This is a genomic window from Pseudoclavibacter helvolus (genome assembly GCF_049707175.1).
In the GTDB taxonomy this organism is placed as follows: domain Bacteria; phylum Actinomycetota; class Actinomycetes; order Actinomycetales; family Microbacteriaceae; genus Pseudoclavibacter; species Pseudoclavibacter helvolus_A.
Genome location: NZ_JBNAFM010000004.1, coordinates 180,410 through 193,431, shown reverse-complemented (window position 1 = coordinate 193,431; position 13,022 = coordinate 180,410). Strand labels below are relative to the sequence as shown.

Here is a 13,022-nt window from a genome sequence, read left to right as displayed (position 1 = left end):
GGGCCGGAAACACGCGCGTCACGCCCCCGGAAACACGCGCACGTAGTTTCGCACTAGACAACGCATGATGTCGTGAGCGAAACTTCTTGGAGTCGCAACGACGCGACCACGAAAGGTTTTCACATGACCGACGTCGATCCCACCCTCGAGATGTCCGACGGCGCCTTCCACCGCCTCCTCGGCCCCGAGGCAGAACCGGGCTTCCTCGCCGACTCCGAGTTGCCGACCTACTGGGGTCGCAAGTGGGGCGCGCAAGACGAGGTCGGGCGGCTGCGCACGATCATGATGCGACGCCCGAGCGCGGGGCTCGAGGCCGTCGAGCGAGCCGGGGAGTCGACGTGGATGCCCGAGATCGGCGCGTACGTCGACCCGGACCGCCGTTGGTACTGGTCGGGTCGCGAGTTCCCGGACCTTGAGAAGCTGCACGCCGAGTTCGACAGCTTCGTGCAGGTGCTCGAGGACAACGAGGTCGAGGTCGTCATGGCGCCCGACCTGGCGCCGAGCTTCACGAAGTCGGTCTTCACGCGCGACCCGCTCGTCACGATCCCGGGTGGCGCGATCATCGGCCGACTCGCGCCACGCATGCGCCGCGGCGAAGAGCAGTCGATCACGCAGACCGTCGCCGCGCAGGGGATGCCGATCCTCGGCACGATCACGGGCACGGGACTTGTGGAGGGCGGCAGCTTCATCAAGGTCCGTCCCGACCTCGCGTTCTTCGGCACGTCCGTGCGCTGCAACGTCGAGGGCTACCGGCAGCTGCGGAATATCCTCGAGGAGCAGGGCATTACCCTCATCCACTCGCAGATGCCCGGCTACCAGATCCACCTCGACCTGTGCTGCGCGATGCTCGACGACGACCTGGCGCTCGTAAACTCCCGCATCGCGCCGTACGACTTCCTCGACGCACTCTGGAAGCTCGGCATCGAGACGGTGGATGTGGCGCCGCAGGAGGACTGGGCGTGCAACCTGCTCACGCTCGACCGCCGCAAGCTGCTGTTCCCGTCGCACCTGCCGCGCACGGCGGAGCTGCTCAACTCGAAGCACGGCGTCGAGATCATTCCGGTGACGTACCGCGAGATCAACAAGAACGGCGGCGGGCTGCACTGCTCGACCATGGAACTGCAGAGGGACTGGTAAGCGATGTCAGAGAAGGTCACCGGCGGAGAGCTCGTCATCCGGACGCTCGAGGCGCTCGGCGCTGAGCGGGTTGTCGGGCTCCCGGGGCAGCACGCGCTGCCAATGTTCGACGCGCTTGGCGACAGTTCGCTCGACTACCTCGGGGCGCGGGTCGAGAACAACGCGGCGTTCATGGCGGATGGCCACGCTCGAGTGACCGGCACGGTCACGCCGCTCCTGCTGTCTGCGGGACCTGGCGCCCTGACGGCGCTCCCCGGCCTGCAGGAGGCGGCGACGGCGAGCTCGCCCGTGCTCCTCATCTCGGCGCAGGTCCCGACGCCCGGTATCGGCGGTCAGGCCCACGGGTACCTGCACGAGCTGCGCGACCAGGAGGCTCACTTCCGCGGCATCGCGAAGGGCACCTGGAGCATCCGCGCGGCCGACCAGATTGTTCCGATGCTCGTCGAGGCGTGGCGCACGGCGCAGAGCGCGCCAGCGGGCCCGGTGTACGTCGAGGTGCCGCACGACGTGCAGCAGGCGAGCGTCGAGCTTGTCGACGGCCAGCTGCGCGGCATCGCGGCCGACGCCTACGCGTTGGCGCCCGAGGCGCCGGATGCGCAGCTCGCGGCCGTAGCGCGGTTGCTGGCGGACTCGACGTCGCCGCGCATCTACGCGGGTGGCGGGGTCGTCCGTTCCGGCGCGAGTGACCTGCTTGTCGAGGTCGCCGAGCAGCTGCAGGCCCCGGTCGTGACGACCTATGGCGGCCGCAGCGCGTTCCCTTGGGCGCATCCGCTCTCTGCCGAGGGATGGATCGAGGACATCGCAACGACGGAATTCCTCGAGGACGCCGACGTGCTGCTGGTCATCGGCACGGGCCTCAGCGAACTGTCGTCCAACTATTTCCGCCTCGCGCCCAAGGGCGTCGTCGTGCACATCGACGCCGACGCGAGGGTGCTGGGCGCGAACCACGAGGGCACAATCGCGCTGCGCTCCGACGCGGGGCTCGCGCTGCAGGGGCTGCTCGACCGCCTGCGGGCAGCGGGCACGGGTGAGCGTCCGGATGCGCGCCCAGCCATCGACGAGCTGCTCGTCACGGTGCGCACGCGGCTGGACGCGCAGCCGCTCGACACGGAGCGCGAGCTCCTCGCCACGCTGCGCTCGGCGATTCCCGACGACGTGGCGACCTTCTGGGACATGACGATCAGCGCCTACTGGGCCTGGTCGGCGTGGGATGCGCGCGGCGGCGTGTACGAGAACGGGCAGTGCGGGGGCCTCGGCTTCGGTCTGCCGGCCGCGATCGGCGCATCCTTCGCCTCGCGATCGCGCGACCTCCCGAACGGTGCCCCCGTGGTCGCCGTCTCTGGTGACGGAGGCGGTCTCTACGGGGTCGCGGAACTCTCGACGCTCGCGCAATCGCAGCTCAGCGTGACCTGGCTCGTCGTCGACGACGGCGGCTACGGGGTGCTGCGCGGCTACATGAACGAGGCATACGGCAGGGCGACGGCGACCGAGCTCACCGGCCCCGACTACCTGGCCGTGGCACGCGCGTTCGGCGTCGAGTCGCGAGCGGTTGACCTCGAGACGCTCGCGGACGAACTCGCCGACAGCATCCGCACCCCCGGCCCGCGCGTGCTCGTGCTGCCCGCGACGCTGGAGCTCTTCGAGCCCACGCACACTCACCGGCCTGTGGTGCACCGATGAGAGCCCTGCCCGTCGTTCCGCGCAACGAGCCGGCCGCGATCGGCGGCAGGCTCCGCTCGGTGCGCCAGCTTCGGCAGATGACGATCGAGCAGCTCGCGAGCGCCACGGGCCTCAGCAAGAGCTTCCTCAGCCGTGTCGAACGCGACCAGACGTCGCCGAGCGTCTCGACGCTCGTCTTACTGTGCGATGTGCTCAACATCGAGGTCGGGGAGCTGTTCAGCGCACCAGACGCGAAGCTCGTCCGCTTCGAAGACGCGCCGCAGATCAACCTCGGCGGCACCAACGTCTACGAGCGACTGCTCAGCCCCCGCAACGACCCCCGATTCCAAGTCGTGCGCTCGCGCGTCGACGCCGGAATGTCGGGCACCGGCGGCGAGGAGCTCTACTCCGTGAACTGCGAGGTCGACTTCCTGCACGTGCTGCGCGGATCGATCACGGTGGTGCTCGCCTCCGAGACCTGGGAACTCGAAGCGGGTGACTCGATCACGCTCGACGGGCGCGAGCCGCACACGTGGCACACGCGCGATTCGACCGAGGGGGTTGAGCTCCTCTGGGTGCTCGCTCCCGCGGCGTGGGGAGGCACCACCTGAGCCCGATCCACCCAGTACTGTCGAACACCTGGACAGACCGAGCGTTCGCTCGGTACGTAACACCCTTGTAAACCCTGCGTGACTTGACGCCTCGAGCGGCGAGTTGCCTCCTAGATTACGCATGTTGCCTACAGATGATCACCGCTGGTGATCAAGAGAAGGAGAAATTCACATGGCATCCAAGAAGCTCACGAAGGCGGGCCTGGCAGGCGCCTCGTTCGTCGCACTCACCGCACTGCTCGCAGGATGCTCGTCCGGCGACGCCCCGGAGGCGGACGTCTCCGAGGTCGCCGTCGACGAGGCCGCGGTCGCACTCCTCCCGCAGGAGATCGCCGACGCCGGCACCCTCACCGTCGGCACCGAGGCGTACTACCCGCCCTACGAGTACCTCGACGCTGACGGCTCGACCGTCATCGGCCTCGACATGGACCTCATCAAGGCCGTCGGGCAGAAGCTCGGCCTCGAAGTCACCATCGAGAACGTCGCCTTCGACACGCTCCTCCCGTCGCTCGACACGGCTCGCTACGACGTCGTCGTGGCCGCCATGACCGACACCCCGGAGCGCCAGGAGAACTACGACTTCGTCGACTACTTCAACGCGGGCCAGGGCATCGTTGTCGCCGAGGGCAACCCGGAGGGCATCTCCGCCGAAGCCGACCTCTGCGGCAAGGCCGTCTCCGTGCTCCGCGACTCCGCGCAGCAGGGCATCCTCGAAGCCTTCAACACCGACATCTGCGCATCCAACCCGATCCAGATCTCGGCGCAGGCAACCGACAACGATGCCCTCATCCAGGTGCAGTCCGGCCGTGCAGTGGCGTCGGTCAGCCAGTACCCCGTCGCGAGCTACAACGTCGAGCAGGCAGGCGGCTTCGAGCTCGCCAACGAGGATCCTTTCCAGCCTGAGCCCCTCGGCATGGCAGTCGCGAAGGACAACGAACTGAGCGCCGCCATCCAGGCAGCCCTCCAGTCGCTCGTCGACGACGGCACCTACACCGAAATCCTGGCCGCCCACGGCCAGGTAGGTGGAGCCGTCACCGAAGTCGTCATCAACGGCGCCAAGTAGCAGCACCCCATCCGAGAACCACAACGGAGCTGAAGCACAGTGACACACTCGACCGGCCCCTCCACGGGCGCGACGGGAGCGGTCTCGACCGCCCCCGCCGCGCCCGCGGCCGACGCCCCCAAGATCGTTCCGCTCCGGCACTACGGCCAATGGGTCTTCGCCGCGATCGTGCTCATCTTCCTCGCGAAGCTCGCGTACGACGTTGCGACGGGATCGAGCATCCGCTGGGAGAAGGTCGGCTCGAGAGTCTTCGCAGAGGCCATCATGCAGGGCCTCCTCATCACCATCATGCTGACCGTGGTGAGCATGATCCTCGGCATCATCGGCGGCATCACGCTCGCCGTGATGCGCATCTCCAGCAACGGAGTGCTCCGCGCAATCTCGAGCGGCTTCGTCTGGATCTTCCGAGGGACGCCGATCCTCGTCCAGATCCTCATCTGGTTCAACCTGGCGCTCTTCTTCCCGCAGATCGACCTCATCTTCGTGCAGCTCGACACGAACGCGCTCATCCTGCCGCTCACGGCTGCTGTGCTCGGCCTCGCGGCCAACGAGTCCGCGTACATGTCGGAGATCATCCGCGGCGGCATCATCTCCATCGACCCGGGTCAGAAGGAAGCGGCCGAGGCACTCGGCATGACGCAGGGCAAGATCATGTTCCGCATCATCCTGCCGCAGGCGCTGCGCTCCATCGTTCCGCCGATGGGTAACGAGCTCGTCACGCTCCTCAAGGAGACATCGCTCGTGTCGGTGATCGGCGCAGGCGATCTGCTCACGAGAGCCCAGCAGATCGGCGCAGCCGACTTCAGCCGCATGGAGATGCTGCTCGTCGCCAGCATCTGGTACCTCATCCTCACCTCGGTCGCGAGCATCGGCCAGGGCTTCCTCGAGCGCAAGCTCGGCAAGTCGCGCGGCTTCGCGACGCCCGAACCCGTGTGGAAGCGCGTGCTCAGCTCGCTTCTACCCAACCGCAGAGAGGCGCTCCGCTGATGCCCGCATTCACCACAGCCGCTCCCATGATTGAGCTGCGCAACGTCGCTAAGTCGTTCGGCAGCGTCGAAGTGCTCAAGGACATCTCGCTCGACGTGCACGCAGGCGAGGTCGTCAGCATCCTCGGCCCATCCGGCTCGGGAAAGTCGACCCTGCTGCGCTGCCTCAACCACCTCGAGCGCGCCGACCGCGGCGTCATCCGCGTCGCCGGCGAGCCCGTCGGCTACAAGGAGAAGAACGGCAAGCTCTACGAGCTGCGCCCGAACGAGATCGCGAAGCGCCGCCGCGACATCGGCATGGTCTTCCAGCGCTTCAACCTGTTCCCGCACATGACGGCGATCGAGAACATCATCGAGTCGCCCGTGCAGATCCTCGGCCACAAGAAGTCCGAGGCGATCGCCGCCGCGAAGGTGCTGCTCGAGCAGGTCGGCCTCGGCGACAAGGGCGACAACTACCCGTCGCAGCTCTCCGGCGGTCAGCAGCAGCGCGTCGCCATCGCCCGAGCCCTGGCCATGAAGCCGAGCGTGCTGCTCTTCGACGAGCCCACGTCGGCACTCGACCCCGAGCTTGTCGGCGAGGTGCTGCAGGTGATGACGAAGCTCGCCAAGGAGGGCATGACCATGGTTGTTGTCACCCACGAGATCGGGTTCGCCCGCGACGTGTGCGACCGTGTCGTCTTCATGGACGGCGGCGTCATCGTCGAGGAGGGTGCACCCGAGGACGTCATTCAGAACCCGCAGCACGAGCGCACGAAGCGCTTCCTCGCGCGCGTGCTGAAGTAGGAGTATCGCCATGACGCGCCCCCTCGTCATCTTCACCGACACCACCGACCTCTCGCAGGAGCCCGCCTCCCGGCTGCTGCGGGAGGCGGGGTACGCGACGGCCCACCTCGAGCTGCCGACGTCGCCCGGCCCGGAGGCCGTGGTCCCGCGCGAGCACCTCGACGCCGTCGCGGCGGTTGTGGGGTACGCCCGCATCACCGCCGACGTCATCGCGCAGCTGCCGTCGCTCCGAGTGCTCGCGACGAGCTCCGTCGGCACCGACATGATCGATGCGGATGCGGCCGCCGAGCGAGGCGTGAAGATCGTCACGCTCGCGGGGGTCGCGACCGAGGAAGTCGCCGCGCACGCGCTGACCCTCCTGCTCGCCGCAGAGCGCTCGCTGCTGCGCAGCCTGCAGCTCGTGCTCAGCGGAGAGTGGACCGACGAGGCCACCGCTCGACTCCAGGTGCCGCGTCGATTGAGCTCCCTCACGCTCGGACTCGTCGGCCTCGGCCGCATCGGCGGCCGGCTCGCCCAGATCGCCCGGCCCAGCTTCGGGCGCATCCTCGCCTTCGACCCCTACGCGCAGGTCGCGCCGGAGGGCGTCGAGCTCGTCGGCTCCCTCGAGGAGCTGCTGCGCGCATCCGACTCGCTGAGCCTCCACCTTCCGCTCACGACCGAATCCCGCGGCATCCTCGATGCGGATGCGCTGGCCCTGTTGCCCGCCGGGGCTGTGGTCGTGAACGTGTCGCGCGCCGGGCTCGTCGACGAAGCTGCCGTCCAGGCGGCGCTCGCGAGCGGCGCCCTTCGCACCTACGCCGCCGACGTCCTCGACGGGGAGCCCCCGCACCCGAGCGACGCCATGCGCACCGACCCCGGCACCCTCATCACGCCGCACACGGCCTGGTGGTCGGATGCGGCGCTCGCCGGCTACGAACGCCAGCCGGCCCTCAACATCATCGCCGAGCTCGGCGCACCAGCCGACCCCAACTGGAGCACTCCATGACTGAGAAGCACGACCGCGCGACGGCGCAGGCCAACACCACCGCATCCACCCCCACCGACGCGCACGACGACTTCCTCCGCGACTTCGACACCATGGGCACCTTCGGCGCGACCGGCCACGGCGGCGTCGACCGCCAAGCCGCGAGCGACGCCGACAACGAACAGCGCCGCTGGTTCCAGAGCCTGCTCGAAGGGCGGGGCTTCACCGTCGAGTACGACCGCATCGGCAACCAGTTCGGCCTCCTCGAACTCGTGCCGGGCGCGCCCTACGTGCTCATCGGCTCGCACATGGACTCGCAGCCGACGGCAGGCAAGTACGACGGCGCCTACGGTGTGCTCGCCGCGGCCCACGCCGCGTTCCGCATCGCCGACGCGGCCGCATCCGGTGGCCTCGCCGACGCCGCGTACAACGTCGCCGTCGTCAACTGGTTCAACGAAGAGGGCTCGCGCTTCGTGCCGTCCATGATGGGGTCGTCCGTCTACACCGGCGTGCTCCCGCTCGAGAACGCGCTCGCCGTGCGCGACAAAGCCGGCATCAGCGTCGAAGAAGCCCTCCGGCCCACCGGCTTCCTCGGCGAGGGCAACGGACCCGTCGCCGCGCTCTGCGCCGAGATCCACATCGAGCAGGGCCGCCTGCTCGAGAACGCCGGCACCACCATCGGGCTCGTCACCGCCACCTGGGCCGCCAGCAAGTACCGGGTTGTCGTTCGCGGCGAGCAAGCCCACTCCGGAGCGACCGTCATGGAAGACCGCAAGGACGCCCTCTACGGCGCCTCGCTGCTCGTCGTCTTCGCGCGCGAGCTCACCGACCGGTTCCCTGGCAAGCTGCACACGGCCGTGGGGCAGCTCGACGTGTACCCCAACTCGCCCGTCGTCGTCGCCAGCGAAGTCACCCTGCTGCTCGACCTGCGCTCCGACGACGAGGAGCTCCTTGCCGAAGCGAACGCACTGCTCGACGCCCGCTTCGCTGAGATCGAGGCCAAGGCCGGCGTCGAGATCGAACGCACCCTGTCACACTCCTGGGACGTCAACCCGTACCAGCCCGAGGGCGTCGAGCTCGCCCGCTCGGTCGCGGAGGAGCTCGGTCTCTCGAACGACGAGATCATGACCGTCGCGGGCCACGACTCCACCAACATGAAGGAGCTCGTGCCGACCGTCATGCTCTTCGTGCCCTCCGTCGACGGCATCTCCCACAACGAAGGCGAATACACGGAGCCCGCCGACCTCGTCGCCGGCCTCGACGTGCTCACCGGCGTCGTCCGGCGTCTGGTTCGCGGCGACCTCAGTTGAAGCGTGTGGGCGGGCCGCTGAGCGGCACCCGACATCCTCGGGCCTGACCTGCTGGCGCGGTCGCCGCATCCGCCCGCCCGCCTGCCCGCCCGTCATCGCTGCCAGCCAAACGGCCGCATCCGCCCGCCCGCCTGTCATCGCTGCCAGCCGAACGGCCGCATCCGCGCGCCCGCCTGTCATCGCTGCCAGCCAAACGGCCGTATTAGGGTGCTCAAGAACGGCACTTCGGCTGGCAGTGATGACGCCGACGCCGACGTCGACCCCCGATGCGATCCCAGTGCAGACGTCGACCCCCGATGCCCATGCCAGTGCCGACGCCGTGGATGCCGTCCGCCGCGGGCTCTCCGTTCCGGATGCACGGCGTCGCGTGCGCCCTTCGAGTGCCGCACGGGCATAGGGCACCGTGCAGTTTGCACTTGAACCTCGGATGTCCTGTGCAAAGCGCGCGCTGTTTCGCGGCTTCGTTTCGCTAGCTTCAGACCAGAAGCACGCGGCAAGGAGGCCCTACAGTGAGCAACGATTTCTTCTGGACGAACCCGCCTCGGGTGACACAGGATGGCAACGTCGGTCCGACCGACTCGGCGCAGGTGCCGCGTTTTGCAGGGCCCGCGACCTTCGCGCTGCTCCCACGGGTCGACGAGGTCGAGCACTTCGATGTCGCGATCGTCGGTGTGCCCTTCGACAGCGGCGTCTCCTACCGCCCCGGGGCTCGCTTCGGCCCCGCGCACGTGCGCCAGTCGAGCAGGCTCCTGCGTCCCTACCACCCGACGCTCGACGTGTCGCCGTTCGCGGCGCAGCAGGTGGCGGATGCGGGCGACGTTCCGGTCAACCCGTTCGACATCGAGGAGGCGCTCGGCACCGTCGAGGCGGCTGCCAAGGCGCTGAGCGACACGGGCGCGAAGATCGTGACGATCGGCGGCGACCACACGATCGCGCTGCCGCTGCTGCGCAACATGGCGCGCATCCACGGCCCAGTCGCGATGCTCCACTTCGACGCGCACCTCGACACGTGGGATACCTACTTCGGCGCCGCGTACACGCACGGCACCCCGTTCCGCCGCGCTTTCGAGGAGGGGCTCCTCGACACGGATGCGCTCAGCCACGTCGGCACTCGCGGCCCGCTCTACGGCAAGCAGGATCTCGTCGACGACGAGCGCTTCGGCTTCGGCATTGTCAGCTCCGCCGACATCTACCGGCGCGGTGCGGATGCGGTGGTGCAGCAGCTGCGCGAGCGCATCGGCGACCGTCCCCTCTACATTTCCATCGACATCGACGTGCTCGACCCCGCCCACGCGCCGGGTACGGGGACGCCGGAGGCCGGCGGCATGACGAGCCGCGAGCTGCTCGAGATCCTCCGCGGCCTGGCCGATCTCAACGTGGTCGGCGCTGATGTCGTCGAGGTCTCGCCGGCCTACGACCACGCTGAGCTCACGGGTGTTGCTGCGGCGCACGTCGTCTACGAGCTCGTGTCGATGTTCGCGGTGCGCCGGTAGCGGTTCCCGGGGCCGGGCATTCCGGGGCGGGCTCGCCGCGCGTACTGTCCAACCGCAGTGCAATATCGAGCCGGATTGCCCTTTCGGAGGCGGTTCGGGCCGATATTGCACTGCGGTTGGTCACGAGGCGCGGCCATTTCGAGCCGCGAGTGCAGGCGTCGCTCGCGCTGCCTGGCCGCTAGATGCGGGAGGCAGGGGTCCTAGGCTTCTGACATGGGATGCAACGCGTGCCGGACTTCGTATCGCCTGGTGAAGGCGTCATGAGCGGTTCCGGCGTGAAGGCGACGAGCGGCGCGCAGGAGTCTGCCTGGCGTGCCGGGTTGGTGGCTCCGCTCGAGCTCGTTCGGGATGGCATCTGGACCGTGGGCATGCCGATGCCCGCCGGCCCCACACCCGGCGGGCGCATCCCGAGCACGCTCACATCGATCGTGGCCGACGATGCGGGCGGCGTGCACGTCATCGATCCGGGCTCGGGCTCGGACGAGAACCTAGCGGCGCTGACTGCGGCCGTCGAGGCGACTGGGCACGGAATCGCGCAGGTCCGCTCGATTGTCGCAACGCACCTGCATCATGACCACCTGGGCTTAGCCGAGCGCCTCCGCGACGCGACGGGAGCGCCCGTTGTTCTGAACCGGGCCGAGCAGGATGCGCTGCATCGCCTCGCAGGGCTCCGCCCAGACGTCGAGGCTGAACGGGCCAGGCTCGTCGGCTGGGGAGTGCCGGTCGAACGCCACCCCGAGGTCCTCGCCCTCGTCGGGCGGTCGGCGACGCCCGTCTCGCTGCGAGCCGACGTGCTCGTCGAGGACGGCCAGCTGATCGACATTCCGGGGCGGCGGATGCGCGCCGTCCACACCCCTGGGCACACGCCGGGGCACCTGACGATCGCCGACGAGGAGTCAGGGCTCGCGTTCACCGGCGATCACGTTGCACCCGTCCTGCACCCCGGCCTCGGCCTCGGAGGAGTCGACGGCAACAACCCGGTGCTGCAGTACCAGCGCTCACTGCGCCGTGTCATTGACCTCGGTATGGACGAGGCGGTGCCGGGCCACGGCTACCGTTTCGTCGGCCTCGCTGAGCGTTGCGCCGAGCACGCGCAGCACCACCAGCGTCGAACTGACGAGGTTGCCCGCGCACTCGAAGCCACGCCGGAGGCGTCGGTGTTCGACATTGCGTCCCGCCTCACGTGGTCGGCGGGTTGGGAGCACCTGTCGGGCTTCACCTTCCGTTCCGCGCTGCAGCAGGCGGCGATGCACGCGGATGCGGTGCGCACGGGGCACGTGTAGTGGCGTGTGCCGCTGCTGGGCCGTCGCGATTCGGGCATGCATCGAGCACTGGCGAACGCAACCCCGGCTGGCTGTGGGTCTTGATCGCGTAGCGTCCGAGGCATGACAGCAGACGAAGCAGGCACCAGCCCGACGACCGGCACACCGAGCGCAGCAGAGGCGGCCGAGCGGGACGCGTTGAAGAGTGTGCGCGCGGTGGGCGAGGATCGCGGCGACCCTGACGGGCCACGACCGGAAGACTCGACAACGTCGGCGAACGAGGTCGATCTGGAAGACGGCACCGACGAAGACGGCTTTCCCGTGGAGAACCCCTCTGGCTGAGTTCCGGCTGGCTGAGTTGCTCCCGGCTTGTCCGGTCCGCACCCCCGCGAGGCTGACCCGGCACACGTCTTGACGCGAGTTCTGCCAACAACAGGGACCTAGGTCCCTTCTGCGGCGTGCCGTCGTGCGTGAGGGTGATTCCTGAGATGTCTTCCCCCGATACGTCTCAGGGAACCTCGACGAATGAGGACTCATGCCGACCCGACTTGCCTCCACACGTTCTGCGAGATTGCTCGGCTTCGCTGCGCTGGCGGCCGTCGTTGGTCTCTTGGCGAGCGGATGCGCGAATGCGGGCGGCGACGCATCTGGCAGTACGGCAGACCCCGCTTCACCGGAAGTGACGCGCCCTGCGGCGCCGGAAGGGGAGCTCCCCGCGGAGCTCCGGGACGAGCTGCAGGCTGCGCTCGACACGGTCATGGCCGAGTACGACGTACCGGGAGCCGCGGCTGGCGTCTGGATTCCAGGGCAGGGCTCGTGGACGACCGCGACGGGCCTCGCCAACGTCGAGGAGAACACTCCGGTGACGACGGACATGTCGTGGCCGATCCGCAGCATCACCAAGGCGTACACGGTCACGCTCATTCTGCAGCTCGCCGACGAGGGCCAGCTCAGCCTCGACGACACGATCGACCAGTACGTCGACGGCATCACGAACGGCGACAGGATCACGCTGCTCGAGCTCGCGAACATGTCGAGCGGCAATGCCGACTACGTCACCCGGGCGTTTCAGGACGAGTTCGAGGCCGACCCGGCGAAGCTCTACACGCTTGACGAGCTCAACAGCTTCGTGATCGACGAGCCTGCGCAGTTCGAGCCGGGTGCCGAGTACCTCTACACGAACGCCAACACGAACCTGCTCGGCGCGGTCATCGAGCAGGTGACGGGCCAGCCGTACGCAGAGGCGCTCGACGCGCGCATCCTCTCGCCCCTCGGCCAGACCGGCACGACGTATCTGACGGATGCGGCAGCTTGGGCGGGCCCGCATCCCACGGGCTACGTCATCGACGATGGCTCGGCGATCGCGATGGACGAGAACTCGTCGATCCTGGGACCGGCGGGTTCGCTGTTCTCAACCCTCGATGACGGCAGGGCGTGGGCGGAGACCCTGGGTGAGGGTCACCTGCTGAAGCCCGAGACGCAGGAGCTACGGGAGATCGGGCACGAGATCCCGAAGCCGCCCTACGACCTCTACGCGGTCGGCATGGGCGAGACGAACGGCTGGCGCGGCCACAACGGCGAGGGGCTCGGCTTCACGGCGGCCACCTTCTACGACCCGGCGAGCGGGGCGAGCATCGTCGTCTACATGAACGTCTCGAACAATCCGGATGCGCATCCAGCGGATCAGGGGTTCCGCGCGCTTGCCGGGGTGCTCGCGAACGGAGCGGGCGCATGAGGCTCGGCGCGCCAGCCCA

Annotated in this window: 12 protein-coding genes; all 12 read left to right on the top strand. The window is 68.6% G+C overall.

All coding sequences use genetic code 11. The features are described from left to right. The first annotated feature begins 123 nt into the window (after positions 1-123). The 12 genes from ACPYN9_RS04950 (at position 124) to ACPYN9_RS04895 (ending at position 13,003) form a co-directional block, all read left to right on the top strand. The gene (locus tag ACPYN9_RS04950; RefSeq protein ID WP_424464439.1) at positions 124-1,137 is read left to right on the top strand and encodes a dimethylarginine dimethylaminohydrolase family protein; all 1,014 of its coding nucleotides are present in this window, start codon (positions 124-126) and stop codon (positions 1,135-1,137) included. Between the two features lie 3 nt (positions 1,138-1,140). Next, positions 1,141-2,817, top strand: a complete 1,677-nt coding sequence (locus tag ACPYN9_RS04945) for a thiamine pyrophosphate-binding protein (protein WP_424464437.1) — start codon at positions 1,141-1,143, stop codon at positions 2,815-2,817. Then, complete coding sequence (locus tag ACPYN9_RS04940) at positions 2,814-3,407, top strand: helix-turn-helix domain-containing protein (RefSeq protein ID WP_424464435.1); 594 nt, start codon at positions 2,814-2,816, stop codon at positions 3,405-3,407. Before ACPYN9_RS04945 ends, ACPYN9_RS04940 begins: the two co-directional genes overlap by 4 nt. Positions 3,408-3,579: 172 nt before the next feature. Beyond that, positions 3,580-4,470: an ABC transporter substrate-binding protein gene (locus tag ACPYN9_RS04935; RefSeq protein ID WP_424464433.1), complete on the top strand. Its 891-nt coding sequence runs from the start codon at positions 3,580-3,582 to the stop codon at positions 4,468-4,470. A 39-nt stretch (positions 4,471-4,509) separates the two neighbouring features. Beyond that, positions 4,510-5,457 (top strand): amino acid ABC transporter permease, encoded by a 948-nt coding sequence (locus ACPYN9_RS04930; RefSeq protein WP_424464432.1) that lies wholly within the window; start codon positions 4,510-4,512, stop codon positions 5,455-5,457. Next, positions 5,457-6,239, top strand: coding sequence for an amino acid ABC transporter ATP-binding protein (locus ACPYN9_RS04925; protein WP_424464430.1), 783 nt, complete (start codon positions 5,457-5,459; stop codon positions 6,237-6,239). Before ACPYN9_RS04930 ends, ACPYN9_RS04925 begins: the two co-directional genes overlap by 1 nt. A gap of 10 nt (positions 6,240-6,249) precedes the next feature. Then, positions 6,250-7,224, top strand: a complete 975-nt coding sequence (locus ACPYN9_RS04920; RefSeq protein ID WP_424464428.1) for an NAD(P)-dependent oxidoreductase — start codon at positions 6,250-6,252, stop codon at positions 7,222-7,224. Beyond that, positions 7,221-8,513, top strand: a complete 1,293-nt coding sequence (locus tag ACPYN9_RS04915; RefSeq protein WP_424464426.1) for a M20 family metallo-hydrolase — start codon at positions 7,221-7,223, stop codon at positions 8,511-8,513. Before ACPYN9_RS04920 ends, ACPYN9_RS04915 begins: the two co-directional genes overlap by 4 nt. A 509-nt stretch (positions 8,514-9,022) precedes the next feature. Beyond that, a complete protein-coding gene (gene speB, locus ACPYN9_RS04910) occupies positions 9,023-10,006 on the top strand; it encodes an agmatinase (RefSeq protein ID WP_424464424.1) in 984 nt (327 codons plus the stop codon). A 260-nt stretch (positions 10,007-10,266) separates the two neighbouring features. Then, positions 10,267-11,289, top strand: a complete 1,023-nt coding sequence (locus ACPYN9_RS04905; protein WP_424464422.1) for an MBL fold metallo-hydrolase — start codon at positions 10,267-10,269, stop codon at positions 11,287-11,289. A 102-nt stretch (positions 11,290-11,391) separates the two neighbouring features. Beyond that, positions 11,392-11,610: a hypothetical protein gene (locus tag ACPYN9_RS04900; RefSeq protein ID WP_424464420.1), complete on the top strand. Its 219-nt coding sequence runs from the start codon at positions 11,392-11,394 to the stop codon at positions 11,608-11,610. 193 nt (positions 11,611-11,803) lie between these two features. Continuing rightward, positions 11,804-13,003, top strand: coding sequence for a serine hydrolase domain-containing protein (locus ACPYN9_RS04895; protein ID WP_424464418.1), 1,200 nt, complete (start codon positions 11,804-11,806; stop codon positions 13,001-13,003). The last annotated feature ends 19 nt before the right edge of the window (positions 13,004-13,022 follow it).

Coding starts and splice junctions, on each gene's coding strand:
- ACPYN9_RS04905 (WP_424464422.1), top strand. CDS start 10,267: ATGAGCGGTTCCGGCGTGAAGGCGACGAGCGGCGCGCAGGAGTCTGCC.
- ACPYN9_RS04895 (WP_424464418.1), top strand. CDS start 11,804: ATGCCGACCCGACTTGCCTCCACACGTTCTGCGAGATTGCTCGGCTTC.
- ACPYN9_RS04945 (WP_424464437.1), top strand. CDS start 1,141: ATGTCAGAGAAGGTCACCGGCGGAGAGCTCGTCATCCGGACGCTCGAG.
- ACPYN9_RS04935 (WP_424464433.1), top strand. CDS start 3,580: ATGGCATCCAAGAAGCTCACGAAGGCGGGCCTGGCAGGCGCCTCGTTC.
- ACPYN9_RS04915 (WP_424464426.1), top strand. CDS start 7,221: ATGACTGAGAAGCACGACCGCGCGACGGCGCAGGCCAACACCACCGCA.
- ACPYN9_RS04925 (WP_424464430.1), top strand. CDS start 5,457: ATGCCCGCATTCACCACAGCCGCTCCCATGATTGAGCTGCGCAACGTC.
- ACPYN9_RS04900 (WP_424464420.1), top strand. CDS start 11,392: ATGACAGCAGACGAAGCAGGCACCAGCCCGACGACCGGCACACCGAGC.
- ACPYN9_RS04940 (WP_424464435.1), top strand. CDS start 2,814: ATGAGAGCCCTGCCCGTCGTTCCGCGCAACGAGCCGGCCGCGATCGGC.
- ACPYN9_RS04950 (WP_424464439.1), top strand. CDS start 124: ATGACCGACGTCGATCCCACCCTCGAGATGTCCGACGGCGCCTTCCAC.
- ACPYN9_RS04920 (WP_424464428.1), top strand. CDS start 6,250: ATGACGCGCCCCCTCGTCATCTTCACCGACACCACCGACCTCTCGCAG.